The 26,646-nt window shown below is 64.7% G+C and carries 26 protein-coding genes, 3 tRNA genes and 1 pseudogene; 12 read left to right on the top strand and 18 right to left on the bottom strand.

Translation table 11 applies throughout. The features are described from left to right. Positions 1-3: 3 nt before the first annotated feature. Positions 4-1,260: pseudogene (gene glmU / locus ACP8JZ_RS02140) on the bottom strand (bifunctional UDP-N-acetylglucosamine diphosphorylase/glucosamine-1-phosphate N-acetyltransferase GlmU); the annotation flags it as partial. Between the two features lie 121 nt (positions 1,261-1,381). After that, positions 1,382-1,460 (bottom strand) — tRNA-Gln (locus ACP8JZ_RS02135). A gap of 304 nt (positions 1,461-1,764) precedes the next feature. On the opposite strand from ACP8JZ_RS02135, the gene ACP8JZ_RS02130 reads away from it, so the two are divergent. Then, the gene (locus ACP8JZ_RS02130) at positions 1,765-2,400 is read left to right on the top strand and encodes a TetR/AcrR family transcriptional regulator (protein ID WP_323461862.1); all 636 of its coding nucleotides are present in this window, start codon (positions 1,765-1,767) and stop codon (positions 2,398-2,400) included. Here ACP8JZ_RS02130 and ACP8JZ_RS02125 read toward each other — a convergent pair. From ACP8JZ_RS02125 to rsmI, 5 genes are all read right to left on the bottom strand, one after another. Further along, entirely contained in the window at positions 2,351-2,911 is a 561-nt protein-coding gene (locus tag ACP8JZ_RS02125; protein WP_484482626.1) for a MarR family winged helix-turn-helix transcriptional regulator, read from the bottom strand. The two genes, ACP8JZ_RS02130 and ACP8JZ_RS02125, sit on opposite strands and share 50 nt — an antisense overlap. Continuing rightward, positions 2,908-3,867, bottom strand: coding sequence for a 4-(cytidine 5'-diphospho)-2-C-methyl-D-erythritol kinase (locus ACP8JZ_RS02120; protein WP_484482625.1), 960 nt, complete (start codon positions 3,865-3,867; stop codon positions 2,908-2,910). Before ACP8JZ_RS02120 ends, ACP8JZ_RS02125 begins: the two co-directional genes overlap by 4 nt. A gap of 74 nt (positions 3,868-3,941) precedes the next feature. Continuing rightward, positions 3,942-4,835: a 16S rRNA (adenine(1518)-N(6)/adenine(1519)-N(6))-dimethyltransferase RsmA gene (rsmA, locus tag ACP8JZ_RS02115; RefSeq protein ID WP_484482624.1), complete on the bottom strand. Its 894-nt coding sequence runs from the start codon at positions 4,833-4,835 to the stop codon at positions 3,942-3,944. After that, the gene (locus ACP8JZ_RS02110) at positions 4,832-5,752 is read right to left on the bottom strand and encodes a TatD family hydrolase (protein WP_484482623.1); all 921 of its coding nucleotides are present in this window, start codon (positions 5,750-5,752) and stop codon (positions 4,832-4,834) included. The genes rsmA and ACP8JZ_RS02110 overlap by 4 nt, the downstream gene beginning before the upstream one ends. Positions 5,753-5,807: 55 nt before the next feature. After that, on the bottom strand, positions 5,808-6,695 hold the full coding sequence (rsmI, locus tag ACP8JZ_RS02105; RefSeq protein WP_306517543.1) for a 16S rRNA (cytidine(1402)-2'-O)-methyltransferase: 888 nt from the start codon (positions 6,693-6,695) through the stop codon (positions 5,808-5,810). A 128-nt stretch (positions 6,696-6,823) separates the two neighbouring features. Between rsmI and ACP8JZ_RS02100 the strand changes: the two genes are divergently transcribed. The 3 genes from ACP8JZ_RS02100 to ACP8JZ_RS02090 all read left to right on the top strand — a co-directional run bounded on the left by ACP8JZ_RS02100 (position 6,824) and on the right by ACP8JZ_RS02090 (position 11,143). Continuing rightward, the gene (locus ACP8JZ_RS02100) at positions 6,824-8,353 is read left to right on the top strand and encodes a dolichyl-phosphate-mannose--protein mannosyltransferase (RefSeq protein WP_036903864.1); all 1,530 of its coding nucleotides are present in this window, start codon (positions 6,824-6,826) and stop codon (positions 8,351-8,353) included. Positions 8,354-8,474: 121 nt separating this feature from the next. Next, entirely contained in the window at positions 8,475-9,953 is a 1,479-nt protein-coding gene (locus tag ACP8JZ_RS02095) for a uracil-xanthine permease family protein (protein WP_306517527.1), read from the top strand. A 95-nt stretch (positions 9,954-10,048) separates the two neighbouring features. Then, positions 10,049-11,143, top strand: coding sequence for a magnesium and cobalt transport protein CorA (locus tag ACP8JZ_RS02090; RefSeq protein ID WP_021104821.1), 1,095 nt, complete (start codon positions 10,049-10,051; stop codon positions 11,141-11,143). A gap of 213 nt (positions 11,144-11,356) precedes the next feature. On the opposite strand, the gene ACP8JZ_RS02085 is transcribed toward ACP8JZ_RS02090, so the two are convergent. The 4 genes from ACP8JZ_RS02085 to ACP8JZ_RS02070 all read right to left on the bottom strand — a co-directional run bounded on the left by ACP8JZ_RS02085 (position 11,357) and on the right by ACP8JZ_RS02070 (position 14,785). After that, a tRNA-Ala gene (locus ACP8JZ_RS02085) sits at positions 11,357-11,429 on the bottom strand. 233 nt (positions 11,430-11,662) lie between these two features. Then, a complete protein-coding gene (locus ACP8JZ_RS02080) occupies positions 11,663-12,424 on the bottom strand; it encodes a hypothetical protein (RefSeq protein ID WP_306517528.1) in 762 nt (253 codons plus the stop codon). A gap of 180 nt (positions 12,425-12,604) precedes the next feature. Continuing rightward, positions 12,605-13,255, bottom strand: coding sequence for a GNAT family N-acetyltransferase (locus ACP8JZ_RS02075; RefSeq protein ID WP_286321877.1), 651 nt, complete (start codon positions 13,253-13,255; stop codon positions 12,605-12,607). Between the two features lie 258 nt (positions 13,256-13,513). Then, positions 13,514-14,785 (bottom strand): molybdopterin-binding protein, encoded by a 1,272-nt coding sequence (locus tag ACP8JZ_RS02070; RefSeq protein ID WP_306517529.1) that lies wholly within the window; start codon positions 14,783-14,785, stop codon positions 13,514-13,516. A 179-nt stretch (positions 14,786-14,964) separates the two neighbouring features. Here ACP8JZ_RS02070 and ACP8JZ_RS02065 point away from each other — a divergent pair, with 179 nt between their 5' ends. The 4 genes from ACP8JZ_RS02065 (at position 14,965) to mscL (ending at position 17,259) form a co-directional block, all read left to right on the top strand. Further along, positions 14,965-15,558, top strand: a complete 594-nt coding sequence (locus tag ACP8JZ_RS02065; protein ID WP_484482785.1) for a 5-formyltetrahydrofolate cyclo-ligase — start codon at positions 14,965-14,967, stop codon at positions 15,556-15,558. A gap of 87 nt (positions 15,559-15,645) precedes the next feature. Further along, positions 15,646-15,960 carry an FmdB family zinc ribbon protein gene (locus tag ACP8JZ_RS02060; protein WP_286320833.1) on the top strand — a complete coding sequence of 105 codons (315 nt, stop codon included), beginning with the start codon at positions 15,646-15,648 and terminating at the stop codon, positions 15,958-15,960. 237 nt (positions 15,961-16,197) lie between these two features. Next, positions 16,198-16,803: an SAF domain-containing protein gene (locus tag ACP8JZ_RS02055; RefSeq protein ID WP_484482622.1), complete on the top strand. Its 606-nt coding sequence runs from the start codon at positions 16,198-16,200 to the stop codon at positions 16,801-16,803. A gap of 78 nt (positions 16,804-16,881) precedes the next feature. Then, on the top strand, positions 16,882-17,259 hold the full coding sequence (gene mscL / locus ACP8JZ_RS02050; protein WP_277101781.1) for a large conductance mechanosensitive channel protein MscL: 378 nt from the start codon (positions 16,882-16,884) through the stop codon (positions 17,257-17,259). Positions 17,260-17,478: 219 nt separating this feature from the next. On the opposite strand, the gene ACP8JZ_RS02045 is transcribed toward mscL, so the two are convergent. Beyond that, positions 17,479-17,820: a hypothetical protein gene (locus tag ACP8JZ_RS02045; RefSeq protein ID WP_484482784.1), complete on the bottom strand. Its 342-nt coding sequence runs from the start codon at positions 17,818-17,820 to the stop codon at positions 17,479-17,481. Between the two features lie 32 nt (positions 17,821-17,852). Beyond that, positions 17,853-19,274: a UTP--glucose-1-phosphate uridylyltransferase gene (locus ACP8JZ_RS02040; protein WP_484482621.1), complete on the bottom strand. Its 1,422-nt coding sequence runs from the start codon at positions 19,272-19,274 to the stop codon at positions 17,853-17,855. A 163-nt stretch (positions 19,275-19,437) separates the two neighbouring features. On the opposite strand from ACP8JZ_RS02040, the gene ACP8JZ_RS02035 reads away from it, so the two are divergent. From ACP8JZ_RS02035 to ACP8JZ_RS02025, 3 genes are all read left to right on the top strand, one after another. Continuing rightward, positions 19,438-19,513: transfer RNA gene (locus tag ACP8JZ_RS02035), tRNA-Arg, on the top strand. Positions 19,514-19,814: 301 nt separating this feature from the next. Beyond that, entirely contained in the window at positions 19,815-20,024 is a 210-nt protein-coding gene (locus tag ACP8JZ_RS02030; RefSeq protein ID WP_286320828.1) for a ribonuclease PH, read from the top strand. Between the two features lie 110 nt (positions 20,025-20,134). Further along, positions 20,135-20,395 (top strand): hypothetical protein, encoded by a 261-nt coding sequence (locus ACP8JZ_RS02025; RefSeq protein WP_286320826.1) that lies wholly within the window; start codon positions 20,135-20,137, stop codon positions 20,393-20,395. Positions 20,396-20,520: 125 nt separating this feature from the next. Here the strand turns inward: ACP8JZ_RS02025 and trxA are convergent, their stop codons facing one another. The 4 genes from trxA to nagA all read right to left on the bottom strand — a co-directional run bounded on the left by trxA (position 20,521) and on the right by nagA (position 24,220). Then, the gene (gene trxA / locus ACP8JZ_RS02020; RefSeq protein WP_021104810.1) at positions 20,521-20,883 is read right to left on the bottom strand and encodes a thioredoxin; all 363 of its coding nucleotides are present in this window, start codon (positions 20,881-20,883) and stop codon (positions 20,521-20,523) included. A 145-nt stretch (positions 20,884-21,028) separates the two neighbouring features. Next, on the bottom strand, positions 21,029-22,114 hold the full coding sequence (locus tag ACP8JZ_RS02015) for a hypothetical protein (RefSeq protein WP_316326803.1): 1,086 nt from the start codon (positions 22,112-22,114) through the stop codon (positions 21,029-21,031). A 2-nt stretch (positions 22,115-22,116) separates the two neighbouring features. Continuing rightward, the gene (locus tag ACP8JZ_RS02010; protein ID WP_484482620.1) at positions 22,117-22,815 is read right to left on the bottom strand and encodes a metal-dependent transcriptional regulator; all 699 of its coding nucleotides are present in this window, start codon (positions 22,813-22,815) and stop codon (positions 22,117-22,119) included. 235 nt (positions 22,816-23,050) lie between these two features. Beyond that, complete coding sequence (nagA, locus tag ACP8JZ_RS02005; RefSeq protein WP_410172881.1) at positions 23,051-24,220, bottom strand: N-acetylglucosamine-6-phosphate deacetylase; 1,170 nt, start codon at positions 24,218-24,220, stop codon at positions 23,051-23,053. A gap of 83 nt (positions 24,221-24,303) precedes the next feature. Between nagA and serC the strand changes: the two genes are divergently transcribed. Beyond that, the gene (gene serC / locus ACP8JZ_RS02000; protein ID WP_323458832.1) at positions 24,304-25,455 is read left to right on the top strand and encodes a phosphoserine transaminase; all 1,152 of its coding nucleotides are present in this window, start codon (positions 24,304-24,306) and stop codon (positions 25,453-25,455) included. 80 nt (positions 25,456-25,535) lie between these two features. Here serC and ACP8JZ_RS01995 read toward each other — a convergent pair whose 3' ends face one another. Continuing rightward, entirely contained in the window at positions 25,536-26,516 is a 981-nt protein-coding gene (locus ACP8JZ_RS01995; protein ID WP_023035016.1) for a hypothetical protein, read from the bottom strand. Between the last annotated feature and the right edge of the window lie 130 nt (positions 26,517-26,646).

The following is a 26,646-nucleotide window of genomic DNA, read 5'->3' as shown; positions in this document are numbered from 1 at the left end:
GTCAATGACGGATCCCGCCGGAATGAAGGATCCTGACTCGATCTTAACCGGGGCGACGACCGTCGTGCTCGACGAGAGGAAAACTCCGTCCCCCACGGTACTGGTCTGCTTGGCAACGCCGTCGTTGTTGGCGAAGACCGTCCCCGCCGAGACGGTGACCCCGTCACCGAGCTGGACGTCCCCGGCGTAACTGAGCCGTTTGATGGCAGTGCCACGCCCCGTCTGGGCATTCTTGGTCTCGGTGAAGGCACCGACGGTGGCCTGTGGCCCCAGCATGGTTCCCGGCCGCAGGTTGGCCCACGGCCCGATCCGTGCACCGTCGGCGATGTCGGTGAGGGTCACCTCGGAACGAGTGATGACGACGTCATGGCCGATCTCGGAATCGGTGATGGTGCAGTCCGGGCCGACGATCGAGTTCGAACGAATCGTCGTGGCACCGTTGAGGAAGGTTCCCGGCTCGATCTGCACATCCTGCTCGATGTCGACGTCCGGCTGGATCCACGTGGTGTCGGGGTCGACGATCGTCACCCCGGCTCGCATCCACGTCTCGACGATGCGGCGGTTGACCTCACGGTTCATGCGCGCCAGCTGGACGCGATCGTTGACACCCTCGGTCTGCCAGAGGTCGTCGGTGCGCCAGGCTCCCACCCCACGGTGCCCGGGAGCGCTGACGGTGCCGGCAGCAGCCATGGTCACCACATCGGTGAGGTAGTACTCGCCCTGGGCATTGTCGTTGGACAGCTGGGCGACCCCCTGGCTCAGGGCCGCAGAGTCGAAGACGTAGATTCCCGAGTTGATCTCGGTGATGGCGAGCTGATCCTCGCTGGCGTCCTTGTGTTCGACGATCCCGGTGACCTTCTCACCGTCGCGCAGGATGCGTCCATAGCCGGTGGGATCGGGCAGGTCGGCCGTGAGCACCGTGACGAGGTTGCCCTGCTCGCGATGGGCCGCGACGAGATCGCGCAGGGTGTCGCCGGTGAGCATGGGCACGTCGCCGTAGGTGACGACGACCTCGCCATCCAACTCGCCGAGGCCGTCAAGACCACAGGCGACGGCGTGACCGGTGCCCTTCTGCTCGGCCTGCACGGCAGTGCGCACGTCGGGGGCGTCCTCGTGCAGGTGGGCCTCGACCTGGTCGCGTTTGTGGCCGACGACGACCACGAGATTCTCCGGGTCCAGACCGCGCGCTGCGGCAACCGCCCACGACAGCATGGGACGTCCCGCGACACGGTGCAGCAATTTCGACGTCGCAGACTTCATGCGCGTGCCGCCACCGGCAGCCAGCACGATGACAGCTGCCACACCATCCGATCGTTCACTCGTCGAGTTCAACGTCGCTCCCCTGTTGCACACGACGATCTTCGTGACAGACCGTCTTGAGCTCCCCGGGCAGGAGTCGAACCTGCATCGCTCATCCTGATTCAAAGTCAGGCGGGCCCTGCCGATAGACCAACCGGGGATCACTCATCCGAGCGCCTCAAGGTTACGGCACAGTGACATTTTTTGCGAAGCGAGGGATATTTCTCGCCAGGTGAGGGGCACTTCCTGCGACGTGAGGGACGTCTCTGCACGTCGCGAGCCCGGAAATCAACGCGGCAACACGCCGGGCGCAGTTCCCCTGACAGCTCTGCCGTACTCATGGTTGCCGTACCCATGATCCTCGTGTGTCGGCCGGGCCAACGGTTCATGCCGGCACGGGACCGACCTGGGAGTAGATTCATCCCCATGTCTGACACATCCCGACAGCCAGCCCACCGGGTGCGCATGACGAGCGCGGAACGCCGCGAGCAGCTCATTGAGGTTGCCACCCAGGTGTTCGCCTCCGAGGGAGCGGATCGGGCCTCCGTCGAGTCGATCGCATCCCGGGCAGGGGTCTCCAAACCGGTGATCTACGAGCACTTCGGCTCCAAGGACGGTCTGTACGCCGTCGTCGTCGATCGGCACGTGCGTCTGCTGCAGGACGGACTGCGCTGTGTGCTCAGCAAGTCTCGTCGTGGACCTCGCCGCATCATGGAGGCTGCCGTCATGGTGCTGTTGGACTACATCGATGAGTACCCCGACGGGTTTCGCATCATCTCCCGGGACTCCCCCGTCGGCTCGTCACGGGGATCATATGCGTCGATCCTCTCCGACGTCGCCTCCTGGGTGGAGGGGCTCATCGTCGATCGGTTCATCGACCATGGGCTGGACCCCACCTATGCCAGCATCTACGCCCAGGCCCTCACCGGGATGGTGGGCATGACCGGACTGTGGTGGGTGGAGGATCGCAATCCGTCCAAGGAACTGGTCGCCGCCCACCTCGTCGACCTGGCTCTCAACGGGATGGCGCGTCTGAGCCCCGAGCCACACCTCATCCGCAGTCTTGATCGAGTTTTTCCTGACGCGTCAGCACGGTCTTGAGAAGGTGAGCGAGTTCATCGATCTGGTCGGGGGCCATCGTCTCCAGCAGACGCCCCTCGGAGGCCAGCAACTCCTCCAGTGCCCAGTCGACGCGTCGCCTGCCTTGCTCACACAGCTCGACGATCACTCCACGACCGTCCTTGGGGTTGGGAAGACGACGTACCCAGCCGCGCTGCGTCAACCGGGTGACTCGGTTCGTCATGGTGCCAGAGGTCACCTCGAGCTCGGCGAGCAGGGCTCCGGGGCTGAGCTGGTAGGGCGTACCGGAGCGGCGCAGCGCTGCCAGCACGTCGAACTCCCAGATCTCCAGCCCAGCGACGGCACAGGCCCGCGAGCGTGCCCGATCCAACCGCCGGGACAGACGTGTCACCCGCGACCAGACCTCCATGGAGTGCACCGGCAGGTCGGGACGCTCACGACTCCAGGCTGCGATGATCCTGTCGACGGCATCGGCGCTGCTGCCACTGACAACTGGCTGCCCATCCGGGCCACCCGTCGTTGCTTCGTTCACCGGGCACTCCCCGCAGTATCCCGGGCACTTCCCACAACATTGGGGAGTAGCTGGGCCCCGGCAACCGGCCCGGTGGCAATGCGAGTGGTGCGCACCTGGGGCAGCTGGACGAGCTGTGCGGCGATCCGGTGAGCTGCTGACTTGTCGAGGGCCAGGAAGACGCAGGTGGGGCCCGAACCAGACACCAGGGCCGCCCGGGCCCCGGCACGCCGCCCCTCGGCAAGGACGTCGGCAAGGTCGGGGCGCAGACTCACTGCAGCAGGTTGCAGGTCGTTGCCCATCACGTCCGCGATGTCCTCGGCATCCGACGTGGCCAGGGCAGCGATGAGTTGGGTGGGTACACATACCTCGTGGACGTCTCCGAGGTCGTCGAACCTGCCGAAGACCGACGGGGTGGGAAGTCCCTCGTGAGCTGTGGCGACGACCCAGGTGTGGGTGGCGGGGGTGGGGACCGGGACGAGACGCTCACCACGTCCGGTTCCCAGGGCCACTCCACCCATGAGGCAGAAGGGGACGTCGGACCCCAACTGGGCGGCAAGGTCGTGCAGTTCCTCGGCAGAGGCGTCCAACCCCCAGGCCACCGAGCAGGCGAGCAGCGCGCCAGCTGCGTCGGCAGAACCGCCTGCCATACCGCCGGCGACCGGGATCGCCTTGTCGAGGTGCAGATCCACCCCGAGATGGGGATGGCGCCGGGTGCAGCGCAACAGATCGGCTGCTCGCACCGCGAGGTTCGTCCTGTCGTCGGGAACCTCATCGGCATCCTCACCACTGGTCGTGACGGTGATGGCGTCATCGGTACGTGTCGTGGCGGTGACGACGTCATGCAGCCCGATGGCCTCGAACACCGTGGCGAGCGGGTGGTAGCCGTCCTCGCCACGCCGACCGACCCCCAGGAAAAGGTTGATCTTGGCCGAGACACGCACGGCAACGGGCACGGTCGAGACTTCTGCACTCATGACATCAACCTATCCACATCTGCACCGCTGCACTCCCCGGACACCACCGACGAACCATGCATCCTGCCCAGGCCTCAGCCCCAGACACCGGCCCGAGCCAGGACCTCGGCGATCGCCGCGAAGTCGGTGACGGCGAGGGACTCACCGCGAGCCGTGGGATCGACCCCGGCGGCGTCGATGAGCTCGGCGGCTCGGGCAGAACCACCGCACAGACCGCCCAGGGCGCCACGCAGCATCTTTCGTCGCGACGCGAAGGCTGCATCGATGACGGTGAACACCTGAGCACGGGAAGCCGACGTGGGTGGCGGGTCACGACAAACGATGCGTACCAGGCCGGACTCCACATTGGGCACCGGCCAGAACACCTTCGCAGGCACGGTACCAACCCGTTCGGCCTGAGCGAACCAGGCCAGTTTGGCGCTCGGCACCCCGTAGACCTTCGATCCGGGACCTGCCACGAGACGATCTGCCACCTCGAGCTGCACCATGACCAGACCAGTGGTCCATGAATCGGACAGTTCGAGCATGTGCAGCAGCACCGGTACCGACACGTTGTAGGGCAGGTTGGCCACCAGGGCGGTCGGCGCGCTCGTCCCCGCTCCGTTGTTGTCGGACAGGCCGGCAGCAGGCAGTTCGACGACGTCCAGGGCGTCGGAGACGACGAGGTCAAGCCGGTCAGCAGCCTCGGGCATGCGCTCACCGACGGTTCTCGGCAACTGCTCGGCGAGCAGCTCGTCGATCTCGATCGCCACCACGGACGCCCCCGTCTCCAACAGGCCGAGGGTGAGGGATCCCAACCCGGGGCCGACCTCGATGACCCGATCGTGCGCATCGACTCCGGCCAGCGCGACGATACGACGCACGGTGTTGGCGTCGTGGACGAAGTTCTGACCCCTGGTCTTGGTGGGGCGCAGTCCGATCTGGTTGGCGACGGAGCGCAACGAGGTGGGGTCGAGCAGCCCGCTCATCGTGTCTCCTCACCGCTCGCCGGCAACTGCAGGGGCGTCACCCCATGCACGTCCTCCCAGGGCCCTCCATAGGCGGCAAGGGTGTTGCGCCGCAACTGCTCACAACAGGATGCCTCGTCCCAGTCGAGTTGCTCACTCAGGAATCGGATGGTGTGGGCAATGAGGTATGGACCGTTGCGCTTGCCACGTCGCGGGTGCGGGGTGAGGAACGGGGCGTCGGTCTCCACGAGGATCTTGTCGACGGGGGTGGCGTGCAGGGCCTGGCGAGTCCGTTCGGCGTTGTTGAAGGTGAGCACCCCGGGAAACGACAGCCATGCCCCATGACGCACACACTCCCGGGCCAGCTCGGCATCGCCTGAGAAGCAGTGCATGATGACGCGCTCTGGCCAGCCCTCCTGATCCAAGATGTGCAGGACGTCGTCGTGGCCCTCCCGATCATGGATGGCCAGGGTGCAGTGATGCTCGTGGGCCATGCGCACGTGGGCGGCGAACACCTCGCGCTGCACCTGCCAGCCGGGTTCCTCGGTGCCCCAGTGGTCGATGCCGGTCTCTCCGATGGCACGCACATGTGGTCCTGCCCCGGCGAGCTCGTCGATCGTCGCCAGGGCCTCGTCGAGCTCGCTGCGGGATCGGGCCGCGAGATCGGCAGCGTCATTGGGGTGGATGGCCACCGCTGCGACGACCCCGTCGTAGCTGCGGGCGAACTGCTCGGCGAACCGTGACCCGGCGACATCGCAGCCGATCTGGACCAGCCGGGTGATCCCCACCTCGGCTGCCAGGTGCAGCGAGGTCTCGGGAGCCAGACCGGTGAACTCCTCGACGGTGTCCAGGTGGGTGTGGGAGTCGATGCACGGGCTGGCCAGCGGCTCGGGCAGGGGCGGCAGGGATCTTTCCGCCAGGACGTCAGTGAGGCTCATTGCATCTCCCGTACTGCTCGTTCGGTCGTGGGGCACTCATTCATTCTGCACTGGTTCATTCTGCACTGGGTTGGTCTGGAGCCTCCGCGTGCCCATCGCCCGACTGGCTGGCACCGACCCCGGCGCGACGGGCGGCAAGGAAGGCGTCGTAGAGCTCACGGCGCCGCAGCCCCGTCCGAGCGGCGATCCCGGCGACGGCCCGCGAGGTCTTCTCACCGTCTGCCACCACCTCGTCAACCATCTCGACGGCGTCGGCGAGGCTGACGGTCTGCACAGTTGCCCCGGCCAACACGAGGGTGATCTCACCGCGCACCCCCTGCTCGACCCAGTCACACAGCTGCGCCAGGGTGCCACGGTGGACCTCCTCGTAGGTCTTGGTGAGCTCCCGGCAGATCGCGGCATGTCGCTGTGCCCCCAGGATCTCGACAGCGTCGTGCAGCAGGTCGGTCACCCGGTGCGGGGCCTCGTACAGGACGGTGGTGCGTGTTTCGTCCACCAGCTCCTGCAGACGACGTCGCCGCTCCCCTCGCTTGCGCGGCAGGAAACCCTCGAAGCAGAACCGGTCGGTGGGCATCCCACTGATCGCCAAGGCCGTGGTGACCGCCGTGGGACCGGGGACCGAGGTCACCCGGACACCGTGCTCGATGGCGGCCGTGACGAGCCGGAATCCCGGGTCGGAGACCGAGGGCATTCCGGCATCGGTGACGACCACGACGTCCTGGCCGGCCAGCAGGGCCTCCAACAGCTCCTGGGTACGTGCGGCCTCGTTGCCCTCGAAGTAGGACACGACCCGCGCCGAGGTGCTGATCTGCAGTCGGTGCAGCAGGTCCGTCAACCGTCTGGTGTCCTCGGCCGCGATGACCTGGGCGCCCTGCAAGGTCTGCACCAGGCGAGGCGATGCGCTCGCCGTGTCGCCGATCGGGGTACCGGCCAGAATGACCATTCCGGTGGATGTCTGAGAGCTCACAGGGCCAAGTGTGACATGAAAGCACGTGTCCGACCCCTTAGCATGGGCACGTGACCCAAAGCAGCAACACCGCCACCACACTCGACAAACTTGACGATGGTCGCATGGATGACGGCCTCGTGAGTTGGCTCGTGACCATCAGTATCGGCGGTGTCGCGCTGATCATGCGGCTGTGGAACCTCTCGTACCCCTCCAAGCTGCTCTTCGACGAGACCTACTACCCCAAGGACGCCTGGACGATGCTGCACCAGGGCTACGAGGGGACGTGGGGCGACGCCAAGACGATCAATCCGCAGATCGCTGCTGGCACGAGCAATGGGTGGACCCCCGACGCGGAGTTCGTCGTCCACCCCCCGCTGGGCAAGGAGTTGATCTCCATCGGCGAACATCTTTTCGGGATGACGTCGTTCGGGTGGCGGTTCTCCTCGGCACTGTTCGGCACCCTCATGATCGTCCTCACGATTCGACTGGCCCGTCGTCTCTCCCGATCGACGATGGTGGGTGCCATTGCCGGCATCCTGCTCACCCTGGACGGCCTGCAGTTCGTCATGAGTCGAGTGGGGCTGCTCGACATCTTCCAGGCCACCTTCCTCGTTGCCGGGGTCGCGGCGGTGGCAGCTGATCGGGACTGGTTCCGTCATCATCTGGCCGACGAGATCCGGCAGCGCGGTCAACTGAGCCTGGCCGGACAGTTCGGACCGCGGCTGTGGTGGCGGCCGTGGCGTCTGGTGGCCGGGATCATGTTGGGAGCGGCCTGCGCCGTCAAGTGGAACTCCATGTTCGTCCTGGCGACGATGGGCATCGTCTCTGTGGCATGGGACGTCTCGGCGCGACGGCTGGCCGGTGCCGGACGCGCCGCATGGTGGTCCATCCTCAAGGACGGTGTTCCGGCCTTCCTGTACCTGGTGGTCGTCGGTGCCGCGACATACCTCGCATCGTGGGGACGCTGGCTCAGCAGCTATTCGACGATGACGTTCGGCAAGGGGTGGGGCGGCCCCCGGGCAGATCCCGGGCTGGCCAAGGTGGTCGGAACCCCGCTCGCCGCGCTGTGGGACTACCACGTGCAGATGTACAACTTCCACACCGGCGACTACATGATGCACCAGACCCACGCCTATTCGGCCCATCCGGCCGGGTGGCTCATCATGCAACGTCCGATCGGCATCGACGCCGTCAACGACATCAAGCCCGGCCAGGATGGCTGCGATGCGGTGGGCGACACCTGCCTGCGGGTCATCTCGGGCATGGGCACACCGGTGCTGTGGTGGATGGCTGCCATCGCCCTGGCTGCCGGGATCGTGTGGTGGATCGCTGGACGGGACTGGCGGTTCACCCTGCCGATCGTGGCCATGGCGTCCACCTGGCTGCCCTGGTTCAAGTACACCGACCGGCCACTGTTCTTCTTCTACGCGATCTGCATCATCCCGTTCACGGTGACGATCCTGGCCATCTGGCTGGGCAGGATCATGGGATCGGCCCAGCGACCCGAGCGGCGGCGAATCGGTGCCATCATCGTGGGGGCGGCAGTGGTCGCGGTGGCGGTGAACTTCGTGTTCATCTATCCCGTCCTCACCGATGGTCTGCTCACCCGGAAGGCCTGGCTGGCCAGGATGTGGTTCAACTCATGGATCTGAGGGCCATGAGCCTGCGGCACACGCACCTCGCGGTCACACCATGTGGGATGGGCCGCCCCCGACGTGAGATGGGGCACCTGCGCCAGTTTCGGTAAACTCCTGTCCCCGGAAGGGAGAACCCATGATCTGGACACTCCACAACGGAGGCAAGCTCGAACCCGGGGAAATCGTCGCACCAGACGAGCGACTCACGTGGGGCCGTACCATTGGGCTCGGTGCCCAGCACGTCGTGGCAATGTTCGGGGCCACCTTCGTCTTTCCGATCCTCATGGGGCTCAACCCCCAGCTGGCCGTGATGATGTCGGGCATCGCGACCTTGGTCTTCATCTTCGTCACCAAGCACGAGGTACCCAGCTACCTGGGCTCCTCCGCCTCGTTCCCGGGGGTGGCCGCAGCGATCTACGCCTCCGGCGGCAAACCCAATGACGTCTCCGGGGCACTCTTCGTCGTCGGCCTGACGCTGTTCCTGTGCGGCATCATCATCCATGCCGCCGGCGCCAAGGTGGTGCACCGACTGCTTCCTCCTGTGGTGACGGGTGCCGTCGTCATGCTCATCGGGTTCAACCTGGCACCGGTCGTCGCCAAGACGTACTGGCCGGTGGATCAGTGGACCGCGCTGATCGTCATGGTCCTTGTCGTGGCGCTGTCGGTGGCACCGCGGGGATTCCTCTCCCGCATCGCGATCTTCGTGGCGCTCATCATCGGATACGTGCTCTCGTGGCTGGAGGACCTGGTTCTCGGGCCGATGCACAAGACCGTCGACGGCGTGAGCACCACCGTCAACCGGGTCGACTGGTCGGGGGTGCGGGCCGCCGACTGGGTGGGGTTGCCGCAGATGACCGACCTCGACTCGTGGACGTACACGGTCGATTCGAATGGCGCAGGCCATTTCGGCGCCGGCAACGTCGTCGGGTTCCACCTACCGGCATTCCACCTGTCCTTCATCCTGCTGGCCCTGCCGGTGGTCATCGCCCTCATCGCCGAGAACACTGGCCACGTCAAGGCCGTGGCCGAGATGACGGACCGCAACCTCGACCACCAGATGGGACGAGCCATCGCGGCAGACGGTGCCACCTCGATGATGGCCACCCTGGCTGGTGCCGGACCGACGACGACCTATGCCGAGAACATCGGCGTCATGGCGGCCACCAAGGTGTACTCCACCGCCGCGTACACCGTCGCCGCACTCGTGGCCATCCTCTTCGGGTTCTCCCCGAAATTCGGCGCCATCATCTCAGCCACCCCCGGTGGCGTCCTGGGTGGAATCACCGTCGTGCTCTACGGCATGATTGGACTGCTCGGTGCCAAGATCTGGAGGGAGAACCGGGTCGATTTCGGCAATCCGGTGAACATCGTTCCCGTTGCTGCCGGAATCATCATTGGCATTGGTGACGTGTCCCTGAAGTTCACCGAGTCCTTCACCCTGGGCGGTATTGCCTTGGGCACGATCGTCACCGTCGGCGTCTATCACCTCGCAAAGTGGCTGGCTCCCAGGGAACTTGCCGATGCCGCAGGGGGCACCAACATCGTTCTCGACACGCCCGGCATGTACAAGGACGACGACCGGCGTGCCAACAAACGATCCGATCGGGACCAGTGATTCTGGCCCGCGGAGCACAATGATTCAGGTACCGGTATCGGGTGCCCGAGCCACGATGCCCTGATTCACAGGGCCTGACCCACAGGGGGAGCGTGATGAACAAGATCAACGGGAAAGTGCGTCAGAGTACCATCGCACGGATCCGCACCAGCAGCAGCGGAAATGGTCTGGCCAACCGGGCATCCGACGTCGTCACCAGACCCGGGCCGGTGGGCATCCAGTGGTTCGCCGACGGACACGAGACCACCGTGCCCGAACGTGCCGGGATCCGGCAGACCCTGGACTGGTTGGACGGTCATGACGAGCGTCTCGGAGTCGCCGTCGTCCACCAGCCCAACAGAACCCAGATCGATCACGTCATCACCGAGATGAGGCTGACCCCGCTGTTGGCCGAGGACCTCAAGGAAGGCCACCAGCGACCCAAGCTGGAGCGCCACGGCGACGCCCTGTTCATGGTGCTGCACCCGCCGTTCTACATCGACTCCAGTGAGGACGTGGCCTTCGTGGAGGCCGAGGTCGTCAAGCAGAACAATTTCGTGCTCATCATCACCCAGCGCATTCCCGACGAGCTGGCGACCCTGTCATGGAGCCCCCGCATCCCCTCGAATGCCCACATGCTCTCCAAGGGATCCGAATCGGTGCTGTACACCGTCCTGGATGGGGTGGTCGACCAGACCAACCCGGTCATTGACGGCCTGCAGAAGGACATCGAGCAGATTGAGTACCAGGTGTTCACCGGTGACCCGGCCGCCCCGGAGCGCATCTACCGACTCTCCCGCGAGACGATGGACCTGCAACGTGCCATCAACCCGCTCATTCCCATCGTCGGCTCGCTGCGGGCCGGATTCAACAAGCATCAGGTCTCCGAGAGCCTGCAAGGGTATCTGGGCGACGTCGCCGACCACCTGGCGCGCATCGTCAACCAGATCACCGACATCCGGGAGCTGCTCAATCAGGTGCTCGCCGTCAACTCGACGCTGGTGGACCAGGAGCGCAACGAGAACCTCAAGAAGGTCTCGTCCTGGGCTGCCATCCTCGTCGTGCCCACCCTCATCAGTGGCATCTATGGCATGAACTTCGACAACATGCCGTCCCTGCACCTGAAGTACGGGTATCCCCTGTCGCTGGCGATGATGGCCGCGGCGGCATTCATCCTGTGGTTGATCTTCCGCAAGAAGGACTGGTTGTGAGAAGATCGGGACGACCCATAGGCTGACGCGCTGGGTCGCGGCGACGCGTCACCAGCAGGTCGCCGAACTCGCGCACCTAGGTGGTGCCGCTGGGCAGCGAGTGAAGCGCCCTGCACCTTGACGCCAGCGCTTCCCGATGGCACGGTACTACACCTTGCTGACACAGAGTTGACACAGGGACGAACCACGCAGGCCGCCCCTCCATCATCGTTGTGGAGCATACGGGAGTCGAACCCGTGACCTTCTCGATGCGACCGAGACGCGCTACCAACTGCGCTAATGCCCCAAGACAAGGTGTCACGTTACTACAGGTGCGCCGGCAGATCAATTGCCAGCCCCGCCGGATGCGGATGTGCTCCCGCAATCCCCACGCTCCCGCGAACCGTGGTTCCTGACTCCTCCGCCGGCGACCCACACCGGCCCACGAATTGGGCAATCCCCGCAAGCCCTGACTCTCACCGGATGATCTCTCCGGCACGGACCCCACAGCGCACGAGCGCGAACTGCGCAGCCAGCACCTCACGCCGTCCGGCGAACAGCCACCTCTCGAGTCTCTTCCTCGTCACCACGGGTAGCGACTGGGCTGGTCACCTCGCCGGGAACCGGGCCCAGCGAGGACAGATCGATCGTGCGTACCGTACGGGCCGACAGCGGCTGGGAGATGTATGTGGGGGCAGTGACTGGCACAGCTTCCCACAGGGAACCTGCGGAATCCTCGATCGGACTGTTCAGGTCGATGGAGAATCCGGGGGGTTCGGAGGCCTCCAGGACCTCGTCACGAAAGGAATCTGGGATCTCCATGGCGGTGGTTCTTTCATCCCACCCCTCATTGATCAATGCCAGCCGCGCATCGAATCGTCGTGCCATCCGTACCACCGAAACTCGCGACAGAACGAGGAATCCGGCAATGAGCACCGTCCCAGCGATGGTGAACCACCAGGAAATGGTGTTCGTGGCACCGAGAATGGCAAGGAGGGTCGTCAGACCGAGCAGAATGAACAAGGTGTTTCTGCGTCGTCGGGCAGCCTTTGCCCACGCGCGCCGCAATTCCTGTTTGGCCGTGGCCCGGGTGAACGGGGTGGAGACCTCGAGATCGGAATCCTGCGTGTCCGGCGTGTCCGAGCTGATGGTGTATCCACTCTCGGAGACGACGGTCATCGTCTCGGGGAACTGAGTGGTGGCGGAGTCCTCATCGGCATGGTCGCGGTGGCGGCTGACGAACGCAGGCACCAAGTACCCGAGCCATGCCACCACGAGAGCGCCAATGATGATTGCTACCACGAGGAACACGTTAGAGGCACCGAGCTGCCACCCGAATCACCAGACACGGTGTGTCGTCAAAATGACAGCGGTGTGATTTCACACTTCACTGCTCAGATCTTTTCCGGGTTCGTCCGCGAAAAGAGTTCCGGCACACCGGTGGAAAATTGTTGTCGAGACCCTACTCATCAGGGAAATCCGTCACGGCCGCGATGTCGTTGATCCACCGCCCATCCCCGAAGCAGGGAAATTCTTCTTCAGATCGTGGAGAACGCCCTGCGGATGGTCGCTGGGGAACATGCGGAACACCCGGTGATCCCGCCAGCTCCCGTCAATGTGGAGGTACTGGTGACGCAGCCCTTCCTCCGTCATTCCGATCTTTTCTACGACGCGCAGACTCTTGACATTTTCCGGGCGCACGCAGATCTCGATGCGATGCATTCCCAGCGCGCTGAAGCAGTGGTCACAGGCCATGGCGACGGCGGTGGGGACGGCACCTCGACCTGCATGGTCTGCACTGATCCAGTACCCGATCGAGCACGACAGTGCTGCACCGTAGGAGATGTCGAAGACCGTCACCTGACCAGTGATCGGGAGGTCGTACGGATTCCTGGTCGGATGATCGGGCCACCCATCGTCCCAGACCAGTGCCCAGGGCAGGATCTCACCGCGGCGGGCACGCCGTTGATTGCCTCGCACCATCTGTGCGAAGGTCGGCGCCTTCTCTGGGCTGCCCGGTGGACGCGTCGCCTCCCATCTGGCCAGCCAGTCCTGATTGCGTTGTCGTAGAACGATCCAGTCGTCCTCGTCACTGCGCCGTAGTGGGCGCAGCACAACGGCGCCGCTGCGCAGGATCACGGGCCAGTTCCCACCAGGATGGTCACCATGCAGCCGTCGGGCACCCCCGTGCCCGTGCCACCGGCTGCGATGCTGCAAGCTCTGCCAGATGGTGGTCGCCGTGGGGAATCGCCTTCTCACCGGGTCACCACGCAGCTGGTTCCCAACGTTCGACGCAGACCGTACCGCTCACCGTCACGATGCGCCCAGCCGGCAGGCCCACGCGATTCCTCATCGCCTCAGGGATGTTGCGCTTCCTCATCGCCTCGGGGCTCATGCGTCCAGACGCCAGTACGACACGGCACTTCCTGCCGCAATCTCCTGCTCCCCGGGTGGCAGCACGGCGATCGCATCAGCCGCAGCCAGCAGCGGCAGACTGGCGACGTCCCCGGTGTCCAGAACCGTGAGCTGCGGGCCACCCTCGGCATCGATGCACTTGACGGCCCGGAAGGTGGTGAGAGCAGGGTCTGGCTGCACATCATGCCTCCACCGGCCCGTCAACCGATCGGAGTTGACGTCCATCCCGGCCAGCTTGCGCATGAGAGGCAGACCGAAGCACAGCAATGACGTCAGTGCCGGTGCGGGTCCGGGCGGAAGCATGAGCACCGGCGTCATGCCGGCACCGGCCAGGGCGAAACCATGCATTCCAGAAGGTGCCATCGCCACCTGGCTGAACTCGGTGGGGCCGAACCTGTGCAGCACGGCGGCAATCGGATCGTATCCGCCAGCCGTCATGCGGTCACTGGTGGCAATGACGAGATCCGCACGGATGAACTGGTCGCTGATGGTCTGCGTGAGACGTTCCCGGTCGTCTCCCAGGCACTCGACTCGCCACGCGTCGAATCCACGGGCATGCACGGCAGCCGCGACGGTACGGGCAGTGACGTCCAGATCGGGGATGGCCTCGTGGCTGTGGCCGTTGCCGGTACCGATGACGACGATCCGCGGACGTGGTCGGGCCAGCACCCGGTCAATCCCGGCCCGGGAGAGCAGTGCCGCCAGACCGACGTGGAGGATCTCACCGTTCTCCATGAGCGACTCACCGCTGAGGTAGTCGCTGCCGGCAAGGGTGCAGCCGTCCCAGCGGCGTACTGGCTGGGACAGGACGACCTCACCGTTCTCCATGTGATTCTCGCTGACGACGGCGTCCGCACCACGGGGAAGCTCCTGACCTCCCTGGATCGACACCACGGTGCCACCAATGATGGGAATGGGAGGGCGCCTGTCCAGCTGCAGTCGGAGCTTGTCGGGGCGTCCGGCAGATTTCGTGGACGAGGCCGTGAGGGCATATCCATCGAAACTGGCCACCGTGCGCCGTGGCACGTCGATCGGGGACGGGACGTTCTCGCACACGGCAAGCCCGAGCGCATCGGTGATGCCCATCCCGAACGGTTCGAGTGGTGGGACCAGCGACAACAGATAATCGCGGTACGTCTGGACCGAGCGTCGTCCCTGGTCGTCGCCAGCGGGGGGCTGCGGAAGCGCCTCGACGGTCTCCACCGGCTCCTCGGTTGGTTCAACAGTTTTCCTACGGAACAACGCCATGCCTAGATGGTAAAGGTGCAAATACCGAAAACGACACAACGACTCGGGCCACTGCCTATGGTGAGTCCATGACCGACAACCCCAGCGGCAGTGACGCCGAGCCGAACACACCGGACGACCCGAGCAGGAATCCCGTGCACCGGGTTGACGAGGGCGATGAACCGCGTCGCCCCTCCGAGCTGCCGTCCCGGACGTCTGAGGTGAAGCGGCAGTGGCGGGATCGCAGTCACAGGTCGCGCACCAGTGCGCAGCGGCTGGCCGACCGCCCCCAGGTGGACGCTCGACGCACCGAGGCTGCGCTCGAGGAACTCGCCGGGGTGAAAGCCGTGTGCACCTATCTGTCTCGCTCTCCTGAACCCGACACCCTTGAGCTGGCTCGCGGACTCGTCGCGGCCGGCACTCGCGTCCTGGCACCCGTGCTCACCGACGGCCGTGGACACGGACTGGGACACCCAGCATGGGCCTGGTTCACACCAGAGGACGTGCGGCCTGGACTCTGGTCGATTCCCGAACCGTGTGGCCCGTTGCTACCGGCCGAGTCCATCGAGCAGTGTGACGTCATCCTGTGTTCGGCATTGTGGGTGGACCGACGTGGCTACCGGGTGGGCGTCGGTGGCGGATGGTACGACCGAGTTCTGGAGGATCGCCGTACCGGAGCGCCGGTGTGGGCCGTGGTGGACGACTGCGAGATCGTCGACGAGGTCCCCAAGCAGCCGTGGGACCTGCCGGTGGATGCAGCGTTCACACAGACTGGTCTGCACCCTCTGGGGTGATCTGTTGGGCGAATTTCCTTGACTGCTCGCAGCGCCTTATCATGTGCCAGTGTTCGACTGTCCCAGTCGCACGGATTGAGGAGATTCATGCCCACGTACCAGTACCGTTGCACCAATTGCGGCCAGGAGTTGGAGGTCGTGCAGCGCTTCAGCGATGATCCCCTCACGGTGTGCGAAAAATGCAATGGCACCCTGCGAAAGGTGTTCAGCGCAGTGGGTGTCGTGTTCAAGGGGTCAGGCTTCTACTCCACCGACAATCACACCTCGGGCAGCAGCAACGTCAGCACTCCGACGCACGGGGACAAGGCATCTTCTGCTGGTTCAGACTCCAGCGCTTCCGCGTCGTCGGAGTCCTCGGCCACAGCTTCGGCGTCGTCCACAGCTGACACCGTGGCCAGCTGACCATCGACGTCTGCCTGTGGACAACTGCCGGTTCGTCCCGGTGCCCACGACAACAGGGGTATGACTTCCTCACATCATCGATCCGGTCGTCGTGCGTCCGCATCGTTCCCGGCATCATCTCGAGGAGAGCTCTCCCCCGCCCACCCGAGTCGGCGACCCCGGTCGGGGCGGCCTGCATCCTCTGCACTCTCCACGAGGGCCACACGTCGCGCCAGCCACTCAGAGCGCGGCGGCACCATGGGGCGAGGCTGGCGGCGTTCGATTCATCTCTTCGTCTGCCGACACCGCCGTATCCTGGCCGCCCTTCTGACCGGTCTGGCCGTGCTGACGTTCTCCTCGGCACAACGTCCTCCGCGAGGCACTGTGTGCGTCGTCAATGCCAAGGAACCCATCAGCGGGGGTTCCCGGGTACAGGCCAAGCAGGTGGGAACCATCTGCGTGCCCGAGTCCATGGTTCCGGAAGGGAAATTCGGCCGGGTCGATGAGGTGATCGGGCAGTCCGTCAGCATCGACGTGCCGACCGGGGCCATCCTCACCTCGTCCCACCTGCTCACCAGATCCCACGCGAAACCGGGAACGGCACTGGTGGGAGTGCAGCTGTCGGATTCCTCGTTGCTGTCAATGTTGCGGGTGGGGCAACGCGTCTCAGTGGTGGCAAGTGGCGATGACGGCCCCGGCATCATCGCCAAGGATGCCGTGATCCGTGGTCTACCGCACGAGGGTGGCGGCGGACTCATGTCGAATGACCAGTCCGAACTGGTTGTCGTCTCCACCGATGAGCAGTCCGCTGCACGAGTGGCGACACAGAACTCACAAGGACAGATCGGAATTGTCGTACGGTGAAAACACGTTGGGGGGCAGGCCGGCGGAACGGTCTGTCACCCACGATCTGTCGAGGAACACATGGAAAGGACGACACCTGTGAAGGGTTTCAAGAATTTCTTGATGCGAGGCAATCTCATCGACATGGCAGTTGCCTTCATCATGGGCACTGCCTTCGCCACGGTGGTGAAATCATTCACGACCATCATCCTGGATCTGCTCGGGAAGCTGGGCGGCACCCCCAACTTCTCAGGATGGGTTCCCGGCGGGATTCACGTCGGCGCATTCATCACGGACGCCATTGCCTTCCTGATCATCGCTGCCGTGTTGTACTTCGGCATCGTCAAGCCGGTCGAGATCGCCAGTGAGCACCGCAAGTCCGGCAAGCTGTCCGAGGAGGAGGCCCCGGCCCCCAGCAGCGAGGACCTGCTCACCGAGATCCGTGACCTGCTGGCGGCACGGAACTCCGGGAAGTGATGCCGTCACGCCCTTGAGAGCAGTGCTGGCTGAAGACAGCTCCGACCGAGATGATCTGCGGATTGGGGGACACGTCGCTACGGTGCTCGGCATGCGGCTCGCCTCAGCGCTTGCTGTCGCGTGCTGAGCGGCGAGGACCAGCACGTGCACGGCCCCACCGCCCTCGTAGCGCGTCGCTCAGGACTCGCCACGAGGTCAGGACTGCGCCGCAGGGACTGGTCAGTGCAGGACGTTGTGCGGCGGCAATTCTGCAATGAGACGAGCCTCCTGGGGGCCAATGCGCAGTGGCCCCCGATGGATGGTTGACGTCAACCCGTCAAGACCAGTGTGCTTCCTCACCTGAGCCAGCAACGCCCCGTAGCGGGCAAATTCCAGACCTTCCATGAGTTCCTCGGGCAGTCGGGTCGGCCAGGGTTGCCGGACCTGCTGGGCTTGTTGTCGTCGCTCGACGAGTCGACCGGCGTCCCAACCGTTGTCGGCCAGCCAGGCGACGACGTCACACGCCTGCCAGGTGGGGGCGTCGGGAGCAGTGAGCTGCCGGCCGGTCAGGGCGTACCCCAGAGCCACCCAGCAGCGTCGCGCGGCCTCCTCACTCACTGAGACGCTCGAGACACAGTGCAGACGTCTGCGGGATGCACCTCACCGGAGAGCTCGGCACCATCCGGCACGGTGGCCGGCTCGTCAGTGCTGAGGACGGCGTCACCGGTGACGGTGACGTGCGCACCAAAGGTCCAGTCGCCAGCAACCTTGAGGCTCGTGGCGTCCTTGAGCGACGGGGGCTCGCCCAGCCGTCGGTCGAAATCACCCACCCGCTTGTAGAACTGCTTGTCGAGGTCGACCTCGCAGACGTTGTCGGTCGTCTTGCACAGGTGGAATCGCTCATCGAGGTCGTAGACGTCCGAGCGCAGCAGGAGCAGCTCGTTGGTGGTCTTCACCGGCAGGAACCTGGCGCGATCGACGACGATGCAGGTGGCTCCCTCGAAGACCTCGATCGCAGCTCCCATGGCCGACTCCACCTGAATCACCGGAGTGGTCGAGGAGTCCTTGGGATCAACGGTCTTCTCGTTGCGGATGAGGGCCAGGCCCATGACGCCATGACGTTCGGTCATGACCTCACGCAGGGCTCGCAGGTCGAACCACAGATTGTTGGTGTGGAAGAACGGATGGCGTGACTCGTCGGTGAAGTATGTCATCTCGTCATCGGCGGTCTGGGCAGTGTCGCGCAGCACGAGGTGACCGTCGGACTTGCGTACCGCCAGGTGCCCACCCTTGCGATCGTTGACGGTACGCCGACACAACTCGGCGGCGTAGGGCGCACCAGTTGCGGCGAACCATCCGGCGATACGGGCGTCCGGGGTGGCACCGAGATTGTCGCCATTGGAGACCGAGGCATACCGGTAACCCTTGTCGAGCAGCTGGTCCAGGATGCCCGAACCGAGCAGAGCGGTGTAGAGGTCACCGTGGCCCGGCGGACACCACTCGAGTCTGGGATCGGTCGGGAACTCCACCGGGGTGAGGTCATCGGCACGCAACTTGGGTTCCTGATTCTGCAGGAAGTCCAGCGGCAGGCCGTCCACCTGGACATCGGGGTACTGCTCCAGTGCCTCCAAGGTGTCATCCCGCGTGTTGAAGGAGTCCATGAACAACAGGGGAAGACGCGCACCATGCTGTTCCCGAGCCGCCCGGACCTGGCCGACGATGATGTCGAGGAAGGATTTTCCGTTCCGCACCGGAAGCAGGGACTTCGCCCGGTCCAGTCCCATCGAGGTGCCCAACCCTCCGTTGAGTTTGATGATCACCGTGTGATCAAGGGCATCAGCAGCCACCTCGTCGTCGACCGTGACGTCGTCGAGTCTGTCCGGATCGGTGAGAGGACTGATGGAGTCCTCGGGAATGATCCCGGTGCGCCCTTCCTCGATCTGGGTGTAGTAGGAACTGAAGACGTCGATGGCGATGGGGTCGACCCCGGCATCGCGCATCTTGGCCTGGGCGGCATCAAGCCCGCTCTCGCTCATCACTGGGCTCCTTTCGCAGGTTCTCGGAATCAATCCTATGAGGTGAGCAGTCGTCGTGGACCCCACGAGCCAGAACTCATGCCTGACCTGCAGGTCGGCTCTGGTAGCATAGGTAGTCGGCCACCGATTTCGTGTGGTAGCCACTCGTCTGCAGTGGCTGTGAGGCCCCGTAGCTCAGGGGATAGAGCAGTGGTTTCCTAAACCATGTGTCGCAGGTTCGAATCCTGTCGGGGCCGCCAAAGAAAGAATGAGACACCTCACTTGTCAGTCCCGCAAGCCAACTTTCGTACCCGAGTGCGATGACATGCGGCTCTCCAGTGATCACGAATGCAACCCGATCAGCGCTCTTCTCCGCAGCGGCATCCCCGACTCTCGTGACGCCCATTGCTTCATTCATTGTAAAAATCACATGTAGCAATCACGCGAGTGTCCAGAACCATTCCTGGGTGACAGAGCGCACACAACATGCCATGCGCTGAAACACACGATCCGTGTAAACTCCATCTAGACACTTACGTCGTGGGGCACTAGAATTTTTCTGTGAAACGCCGTGACGTGCTGAGGAAGCTCCAGAAGGCTGCGAGGAAACGCGGCTTGGAGTTCACCACCGTGGAACTGTCGCGCCACACAGGTGTACGAGTGGGTTCGACGACTCACACACTTGGTCGGCATGGCGAGGTTCCTGACGTCGCGGCACACAAGTTCTTCGACGAGTTTGCCAACGAGCTGGGAAAGGGGTGGTGGCGGTGAGCCAAGTTTTCACGGTGACTGCCGAACGCGCCGATGGTTGGTGGGTTCTTGAGGCCCCAGATGTTGGCGCGGTGTCACAGGTGCGACATTTGAGTCAAGCACGCTCAGAGATGGCGGAGGCACTGGCATGGCTCGCCGGTGTCGACGAGTCCGAAGTTGAGATCCGCATCGAGGTGATTCCTCCTGCCGGGGTCGCTGAACATTTGGCGGCTTCCCGTCAGGCATCGGAAGAGGCCGAACGTCTTCGTGGGGTGGCCTCCACCGAATCCGCCGCGGCAGCTCGCATGCTGCATGACTCAGGCGTGTCCTTGCGCGATGCTGGTGAAGTGATGGGAATCTCGCACCAGCGAGTGGCCCAGTTGCTGGCCTGAGACAGATGAGGTGACGGGGCGTGACGTCGTGGGAACAGTTCGGCTATCGTGCCACGTGACGTCACCATGTGACGATGACGCCGACCTGACCTGAGTCAGACCGGCGTCACCACGCGATACGGCAGTCAGGCTTTCTGGGCCTCGGACTGCTTCTTCAGCTCCTCGGGGTCAAGGGCCTTCACCTGATCGATGAGCTCGTCGAGCTGCTTGCCCTGCAACAGCCCTGCCTGACGGAACACGAGGTAACCGCCGCGGAAGGCCATGAGAGTCGGGATGGACGTGATCTCCAGTCCTGCCGACAGCTCCTGCTGGTCCTCGGTGTCCACCTTGGCGAACACGACGTCGTCATGACGCTCGCTGGCCTCCTCGTAGATCGGTGCGAACCGCATACAGGGGCCACACCATCCGGCCCAGAAGTCGACGAGAACCACGTCGTTGGAATCAATGGTCGACGAGAACGTGTCCTTGGTGATAGCGGTGGTTGCCATATTTTCCTCCGGATGTCTGCTTGCCGGTCACGGGCGTACACCGGGTGAACGCGTCGTGTCACACCCGTATTCCGCCAGGCACCCACGTGGCAGTGGTACTGCGCGGCCGCATCACGACGACGGTCTCGGCTCAGTCCGATGAAAGTCAATCAGCCTGATCGCCGTCCAGCTCGTCGATGACGGCCGCGCTGAGGTCTGCGAACAGGTGCCCGGCCTTCACCGGACGGCAGGCAATGACCGACACGAGCCGTGACAGACCGGGGAGCGCCTCCTGAGGCGCCTGGACGCCCCACCCGGGGGCGTCCTCGTCGAGCAACGGGTTGCAGCCGTCCGCCCACTGCTCGTTGAGTTTGTTCCACGTGTCGATCCATGCCGCAGAGATCTCCTGGGCCGACGGCACCCCGAAGAAATGCCCGACCGGGGCGTGATGGCGCAGGGCAACGAGGGAGGACTCCTGGTACATGCGAGCCAGTCGCACCCGGGCATCGAGTCCACGACGCTGTGCCCGGGTGCCCTGCAGCACCCAGGCACACGGGTGCGGGCAGGTGATGCCCACGTCCGGGCGTTCGCCGACGCCGATCGTTGCATGATTCATCGCGCACACCCCCAACGCCTCACCGAGCCGGGAATGGAATTTGTCCAGGTATGCGGTGTATCCGGTGACGTCGCCGGAGGCAGCATTGAGACTGCGATGGGCGGTGGCATTCATGGCCGAGGTGTGAGCGCAGTCGTGGCCATCGCCGCCCCACTTCTCCCCCACCACCGACGGCAGGGTGATGGGGTCGCCACCGTCACCCAGAACGGGTTCCCACGCCAGTTGCTCCAGGTACTCGCCAATGATGTGTGCAGTGACGACGACGTGCTGGGGTTCCTCGCGGACCATTCGGACGTCGAGCACCTCGAGCATCACCTCATACAGCGGCACCAGACTTCCCAGGGCACCGCGATGCTCGGCGCGCGGCTCATGGGGAAATCCGGCGTCAATGAGTGATTGCCGGAACCGTGGTGGGACGTGTTCGGCCATGACCTCGAAATCCTCGGCATCGAGGGTGAGGACGCGCCGCACGATCTTGGCAAGGCTGCCGGCCCGATGTTCGGCGGCGTCCCCCAGACCGGTGGCCTGGCGAGTGCGCATCAGGGAGTCGGCGGCGTCGACCCAACCGTGATCGCACAGCATCGCAATCTCGCGAGGCGTCAGCGGGTCGACCGGGGGCACTTCATGACCGCTCATCGCTAGTCGTCCGCCCCGGTGACGAACAATCCCTCGGCGTCCGCCTCGGGGAATCTCACCTCACCCGTGGTGGTTCGCACCGCGATGGCATCGTCATCACGGGAGGCAGCCATGACGTCACCGGGAAGCATCCCCACCCGCTCCGCCATGGCAAGGTTGGGTTCAGTGGCCTGGAAGAACTCACTCATGCGTACCAGACGGAATCGGACGGGGCCGGTTCGCCCCTCGAGAAAACTGGTGAGGGGCTCGGAATCGTCCCGGAAGTGCTGGGCCGAGTCACTGGGCATCTGACCGTGCGCGTATGGGATGGCGTTGCCAAAGGGCGAGACCCGGGGATGCCCCAGAATGATGTCGAGGCGCTGCTCGACCTGCGGGGAGATGACGTGCTCCCACCGACAGGCCTCGTCATGGACGTCGACGCGATCCAGCCCGATGACCTCCGTGAGCAGACACTCGACGAGCCGGTGCCGGCGCATCACGGCCTGGGCCCGATCGTGGCCTGTCTGGGTGAGCCCCAGGGAACGATCCCTATGCAGCACGACGAGACCGTCACGCTCCATCCTGCTCACGGTCTGGGACACGGTCGGTCCCGACTGATGCAACCGGTCGACGATGCGAGCCCGACGCAGGTCGATGCCCTCCTCGAGCAGTTCGTAGAGCGTACGCAGGTACATCTCGGTCGTGTCAATGAGTTCGCTCATCTCGTCCTCCGATCTGATCCCCACGTGCTGCCGGGTGAATCACTGCACTGACAGGTGAATCATTGCACGTCCACGAACCACCCGCCTCACCGTCGAGCCCCATCACGGCTACGACCCGCCCCACACCGACTGGGTCCCCTGTTGTGGAAGATCACCTCGGCAGCCTCAACACCCGACGCGCCTTGGGACGGCCGATCAGTGCTCTGGTGCTCCCGAACAGACCACCCCAGCCACCTCAGACGAGGGTGGGCCGATCGATCTCCCTGCCGTGACGAATGACCCGTTCCACATGACCCGCGTCGTCAACCAGACACAGGTCGGCGAGACGTCCCTCCTCGATGACGCCCACCTCGTCCAGCCCATACCAGCGTGCCGGAGTGGTGGCGGCCATCGTCGCTGCGTCGGCCAGGGCGACGCCCACGCTGCCCACGAGGAACTCCACGGCCCCGCCCATCGTCAGCGTGGATCCGGCGATCGCCCCCAACGAACCGTCGGCATGACGGATCCGGGCCCGCCCCTGATCCACCTGCACCGGGAGCGTCCCGAGCATGTACCGACCATCCGGCTGACCGGTGGCGCTCATGGCATCGGTGACGAGGGCCACGCGCTCCACCCCGGCAGTACGAATCGCCATGCGGAGCACATCGGGAGCGACATGCACCCCGTCACAGATGAGCTCGATGAGTGTACGGGAATCGGTGAGCAGCCAGGGCACGGGGCCGGGCTCGCGGTGGTGGATGGGGGCCATCGCGTTGAACAGGTGGGTGACGACATCAGCCCCGGCGTCCACCGCCTCCCGGGTGATGCCAGCGTCGGCATCGGAGTGTCCGAATGCCGCATGCACCCCGTGGGCCGTCAAGGTCTGCACGGCCCGGATCCCGTACTCACGCTCGGGGGCGAGGGTGACCGCCCTGAGATCGCCCTCGCCAGCCTGCAGCAGCCGGGTGACGGCCGCATCACTGGGGTCCCGAAGCAGCTCGGGGTTGTGGGCACCCCTGCGGTTCTCGGCCAGGAACGGCCCCTCGGCGTGAATCCCGGCAAGCTCCCCCGCAGCGACGATGGGCCGCAGCCGATGGATCTGATCGACGAGATCGTCCATGCGTTCGGTGACGGTGCTGGCGAACTGGGTGGTGGTGCCATTGGCACGGTGGTGCTCGATGGCTGCCCGGACCTTCTGCGGGTCCTCGTCGGTGAAATCCGCTCCTGCTGCACCATGGCAGTGCGTGTCGACGTATCCGGGGACGATGGCGAGGTCGACCTGCTCGGCCTGTGGACTGATCCGATCCTCCACCGCGGTGATCCGACCGGCGTCGATGTGAATGGTCGCGGGGGCAAAGCCTCCGTCCGGCCGGAGTACACGTTGTGAGGCAAGCACCATGCCGTCACCTCCATTGGTCTGTCTCATCGTCATGATTGCACACTGCCGACAACTCGCCATGATGCTGGACACCTTGGCCACCCACCCGGAACAGCTGAGAGACTGGGATCATGAATGCTGCTCCCGATGACTTCGTCCAGAACCTGAGGATCCCCGACAACCTGCTGCCCGCCGACGGGCGGTTCGGGTGTGGTCCGAGCCGGATCCGACCCGAGGCGATGGCTGGTCTGGCTGCCCCCACGTCGATCTTGGGCACATCACACCGCCAGGCTCCCGTCAAGCAGGTCGTGGCCGAGCTGAGAGCCGGGCTGACCGAGTTGTACCACGCACCGGATGGCTACCAGGTGGCACTGGGCGATGGGGGTGCCACCCTGTTCTGGGACGCCGCGGCATGCTGCCTGGTGCGCAACCGGGCTGCATGTGGCGTCTTCGGTGCGTTCAGCAACAAATTTGCTGTCGAACTGCAACAGTCCCCCTTCCTGGCCGACCCGGCGATCTTCTCCGCAGAACCGGGATCTGTCTGCCTGCCCTCTGCCGTGGCCGATGTGGACGCCTACTGCTGGCCACACAACGAGACCTCCACAGGTGCGCGGGTACCCGTGGAACGTCCGGAGGGTATCGACGAGGACGATCTCGTTCTCGTCGACGGCACCTCGGCGGCCGGGGCGATTCCGGTGGATGTGTCACAGACCGATGCCTACTACTTCTCCGCACAGAAGAACCTGGCCGCCGACGGTGGCATGTGGCTCGCGTTCCTCTCCCCGGCTGCCATCGAGCGCATTGGCGAGTTGTCCGCCTCGGCCAGATGGGTGCCGGGAATCCTCAATCTGCAGAAGGCCCTGGACAACTCCGTCAAGGACCAGACCTTCAACACCCCCTCGTTGTCGGCACTGCAGATGGCTCGGGACCAGGTGTCCTGGGTGCTCGACAAGGGCGGCATGAACTGGGTGGCTGCCCGTACCTCCCGGTCGAGCCAGCTACTGTACTCGTGGGCAAGTGACCGCCCGTGGGCACGTCCCTTCGTCGAGAATCCGCAGTACCGCAGCCCAGTGACGGCCACCATCGACTTCGATGAGGCGATCGATGCCACCGTACTGTGCGAGGTGGCACGCGCCAACGGGATCGTCGACATCGATGGCTATCACAAGCTCGGCAGGAACCAGATCCGCGTGGGGACCTTTGCCTCCGTCGATCCCGATGACGTCGAGGCGCTCATCGCATGCCTGGACTGGATCGTCGAGCGAATCACCGACGAGAAGTGAGCTGGACGACGCGCACTGAGCCACGGCTCGAGCACCACGGCGTGTGATCTGCGGGGGTTGGACGAGGAGGATACCCGAGCCTAGGCGTCCTCCCGACGGCCCCACAGCCCCACGAACACTCCTGCCACGACGGCCAGCACAACGGCACCGATGATGGCTGCCACCGTTCCGACCGGCCGTTTCGAGGTGCTCCTGCTGGAGTCGGGCTCCGTGGCTGCAGTTGGTTTCTGTGATGCCGTGTGGTCTGAGCTGGCGGTGGGGACCGCCGCGATCTTCTCCACCTTGCTGGGGATCTGTGCCGTGGTGACCTTCGTGGCAGAGGTCGTGAGTTCCAGGTTCGCCTGGCGCAGATCGGTCGTCATGGCCTCACCACCACCATCGGTGAAGTTGGCCGCCCCGATCGTGTGCCATGAGTAGGCGTCCACGACGTGGATCGCGTTGTCGGTGCGCATGGCGATTCGGCTGCCATCTGCGAGGAAGGTGGCATCCGTGACGCCAGCCGGAGCGTCGGCCACCTTGATCAGGGCATTGACGCCGGTGCGACTGGGGTTGGACCTGGTGCGGTAGATCGCGGGCTTGTCACCACGAGTGATGAAGTACATGTTCCCGCGCGGGCTCACCGCCATGGCGGCGGCATCATGTGGACCATCGGGGTAGGAGAAGTCCCAGGCCATCCAGCTAGCGCTGCCGCCGTTCAGACTCATCGGGGACAGCACCTGGATGTGGTCCCGACGACGTGCGGAGTCGCCGATGTCGCCGACGTAGAGATGCTCGTCGTACCAGGACAGAGCCTGGACGTCGGTGGTCGGAGCCTGCCAGTTCAGCTTCGTGCCAAGCTTGCCGTCATCGCCCACCGACACCACTGTGGTACGCCCCGAGGTGGTGCCATCCGTGACCCAGTACCGTCCTTCGGACAGGTCGGCAGCAATCCCCACCGGTTCGCCGAGGTCGGGCACGTCGAGAGTGAGGCTGGCCGGTGCAGCCACCGCTGGAGCAGCCGTCAGGGCCCACCCCATGCAGCAACACAGGGCAGCAGTCCACGACCGTCGCTCACCTGTCATGGCAGCCATCCTGCCACGTGGACGCAGCACCCTGCACATTGCCACGCGTGCAGATCCACACCCACCGTCGTCTCCGACACCTCATCGACCCCCAGAAATGACATGAACCCAACATGTGAAATTCACCAAG

The sequence above is a fragment of the Cutibacterium sp. LaCa_286 genome, assembly GCF_057198075.1.
Note: the sequence above shows the minus strand (reverse complement) of the source record. Positions and strands in the feature narration are given on the sequence as shown.

Excerpts from the sequence above, each read along its gene's own strand:
- ACP8JZ_RS02130 (WP_323461862.1), top strand. The coding sequence starts at position 1,765 with ATGACGAGCGCGGAACGCCGCGAGCAGCTCATTGAGGTTGCCACCCAG.
- ACP8JZ_RS02120 (WP_484482625.1), bottom strand. The coding sequence starts at position 3,867 with ATGAGTGCAGAAGTCTCGACCGTGCCCGTTGCCGTGCGTGTCTCGGCC.
- rsmA (WP_484482624.1), bottom strand. The coding sequence starts at position 4,835 with ATGAGCGGGCTGCTCGACCCCACCTCGTTGCGCTCCGTCGCCAACCAG.
- ACP8JZ_RS02110 (WP_484482623.1), bottom strand. The coding sequence starts at position 5,752 with ATGAGCCTCACTGACGTCCTGGCGGAAAGATCCCTGCCGCCCCTGCCC.
- rsmI (WP_306517543.1), bottom strand. The coding sequence starts at position 6,695 with ATGGTCATTCTGGCCGGTACCCCGATCGGCGACACGGCGAGCGCATCG.
- ACP8JZ_RS02100 (WP_036903864.1), top strand. The coding sequence starts at position 6,824 with ATGGATGACGGCCTCGTGAGTTGGCTCGTGACCATCAGTATCGGCGGT.
- ACP8JZ_RS02095 (WP_306517527.1), top strand. The coding sequence starts at position 8,475 with ATGATCTGGACACTCCACAACGGAGGCAAGCTCGAACCCGGGGAAATC.
- ACP8JZ_RS02090 (WP_021104821.1), top strand. The coding sequence starts at position 10,049 with ATGAACAAGATCAACGGGAAAGTGCGTCAGAGTACCATCGCACGGATC.
- ACP8JZ_RS02070 (WP_306517529.1), bottom strand. The coding sequence starts at position 14,785 with ATGGCGTTGTTCCGTAGGAAAACTGTTGAACCAACCGAGGAGCCGGTG.
- ACP8JZ_RS02060 (WP_286320833.1), top strand. The coding sequence starts at position 15,646 with ATGCCCACGTACCAGTACCGTTGCACCAATTGCGGCCAGGAGTTGGAG.
- ACP8JZ_RS02055 (WP_484482622.1), top strand. The coding sequence starts at position 16,198 with ATGGGGCGAGGCTGGCGGCGTTCGATTCATCTCTTCGTCTGCCGACAC.
- ACP8JZ_RS02040 (WP_484482621.1), bottom strand. The coding sequence starts at position 19,274 with ATGAGCGAGAGCGGGCTTGATGCCGCCCAGGCCAAGATGCGCGATGCC.
- ACP8JZ_RS02025 (WP_286320826.1), top strand. The coding sequence starts at position 20,135 with ATGGCGGAGGCACTGGCATGGCTCGCCGGTGTCGACGAGTCCGAAGTT.
- trxA (WP_021104810.1), bottom strand. The coding sequence starts at position 20,883 with ATGGCAACCACCGCTATCACCAAGGACACGTTCTCGTCGACCATTGAT.
- ACP8JZ_RS02015 (WP_316326803.1), bottom strand. The coding sequence starts at position 22,114 with ATGAGCGGTCATGAAGTGCCCCCGGTCGACCCGCTGACGCCTCGCGAG.
- ACP8JZ_RS02010 (WP_484482620.1), bottom strand. The coding sequence starts at position 22,815 with ATGAGCGAACTCATTGACACGACCGAGATGTACCTGCGTACGCTCTAC.
- nagA (WP_410172881.1), bottom strand. The coding sequence starts at position 24,220 with ATGAGACAGACCAATGGAGGTGACGGCATGGTGCTTGCCTCACAACGT.
- serC (WP_323458832.1), top strand. The coding sequence starts at position 24,304 with ATGAATGCTGCTCCCGATGACTTCGTCCAGAACCTGAGGATCCCCGAC.
- ACP8JZ_RS01995 (WP_023035016.1), bottom strand. The coding sequence starts at position 26,516 with ATGACAGGTGAGCGACGGTCGTGGACTGCTGCCCTGTGTTGCTGCATG.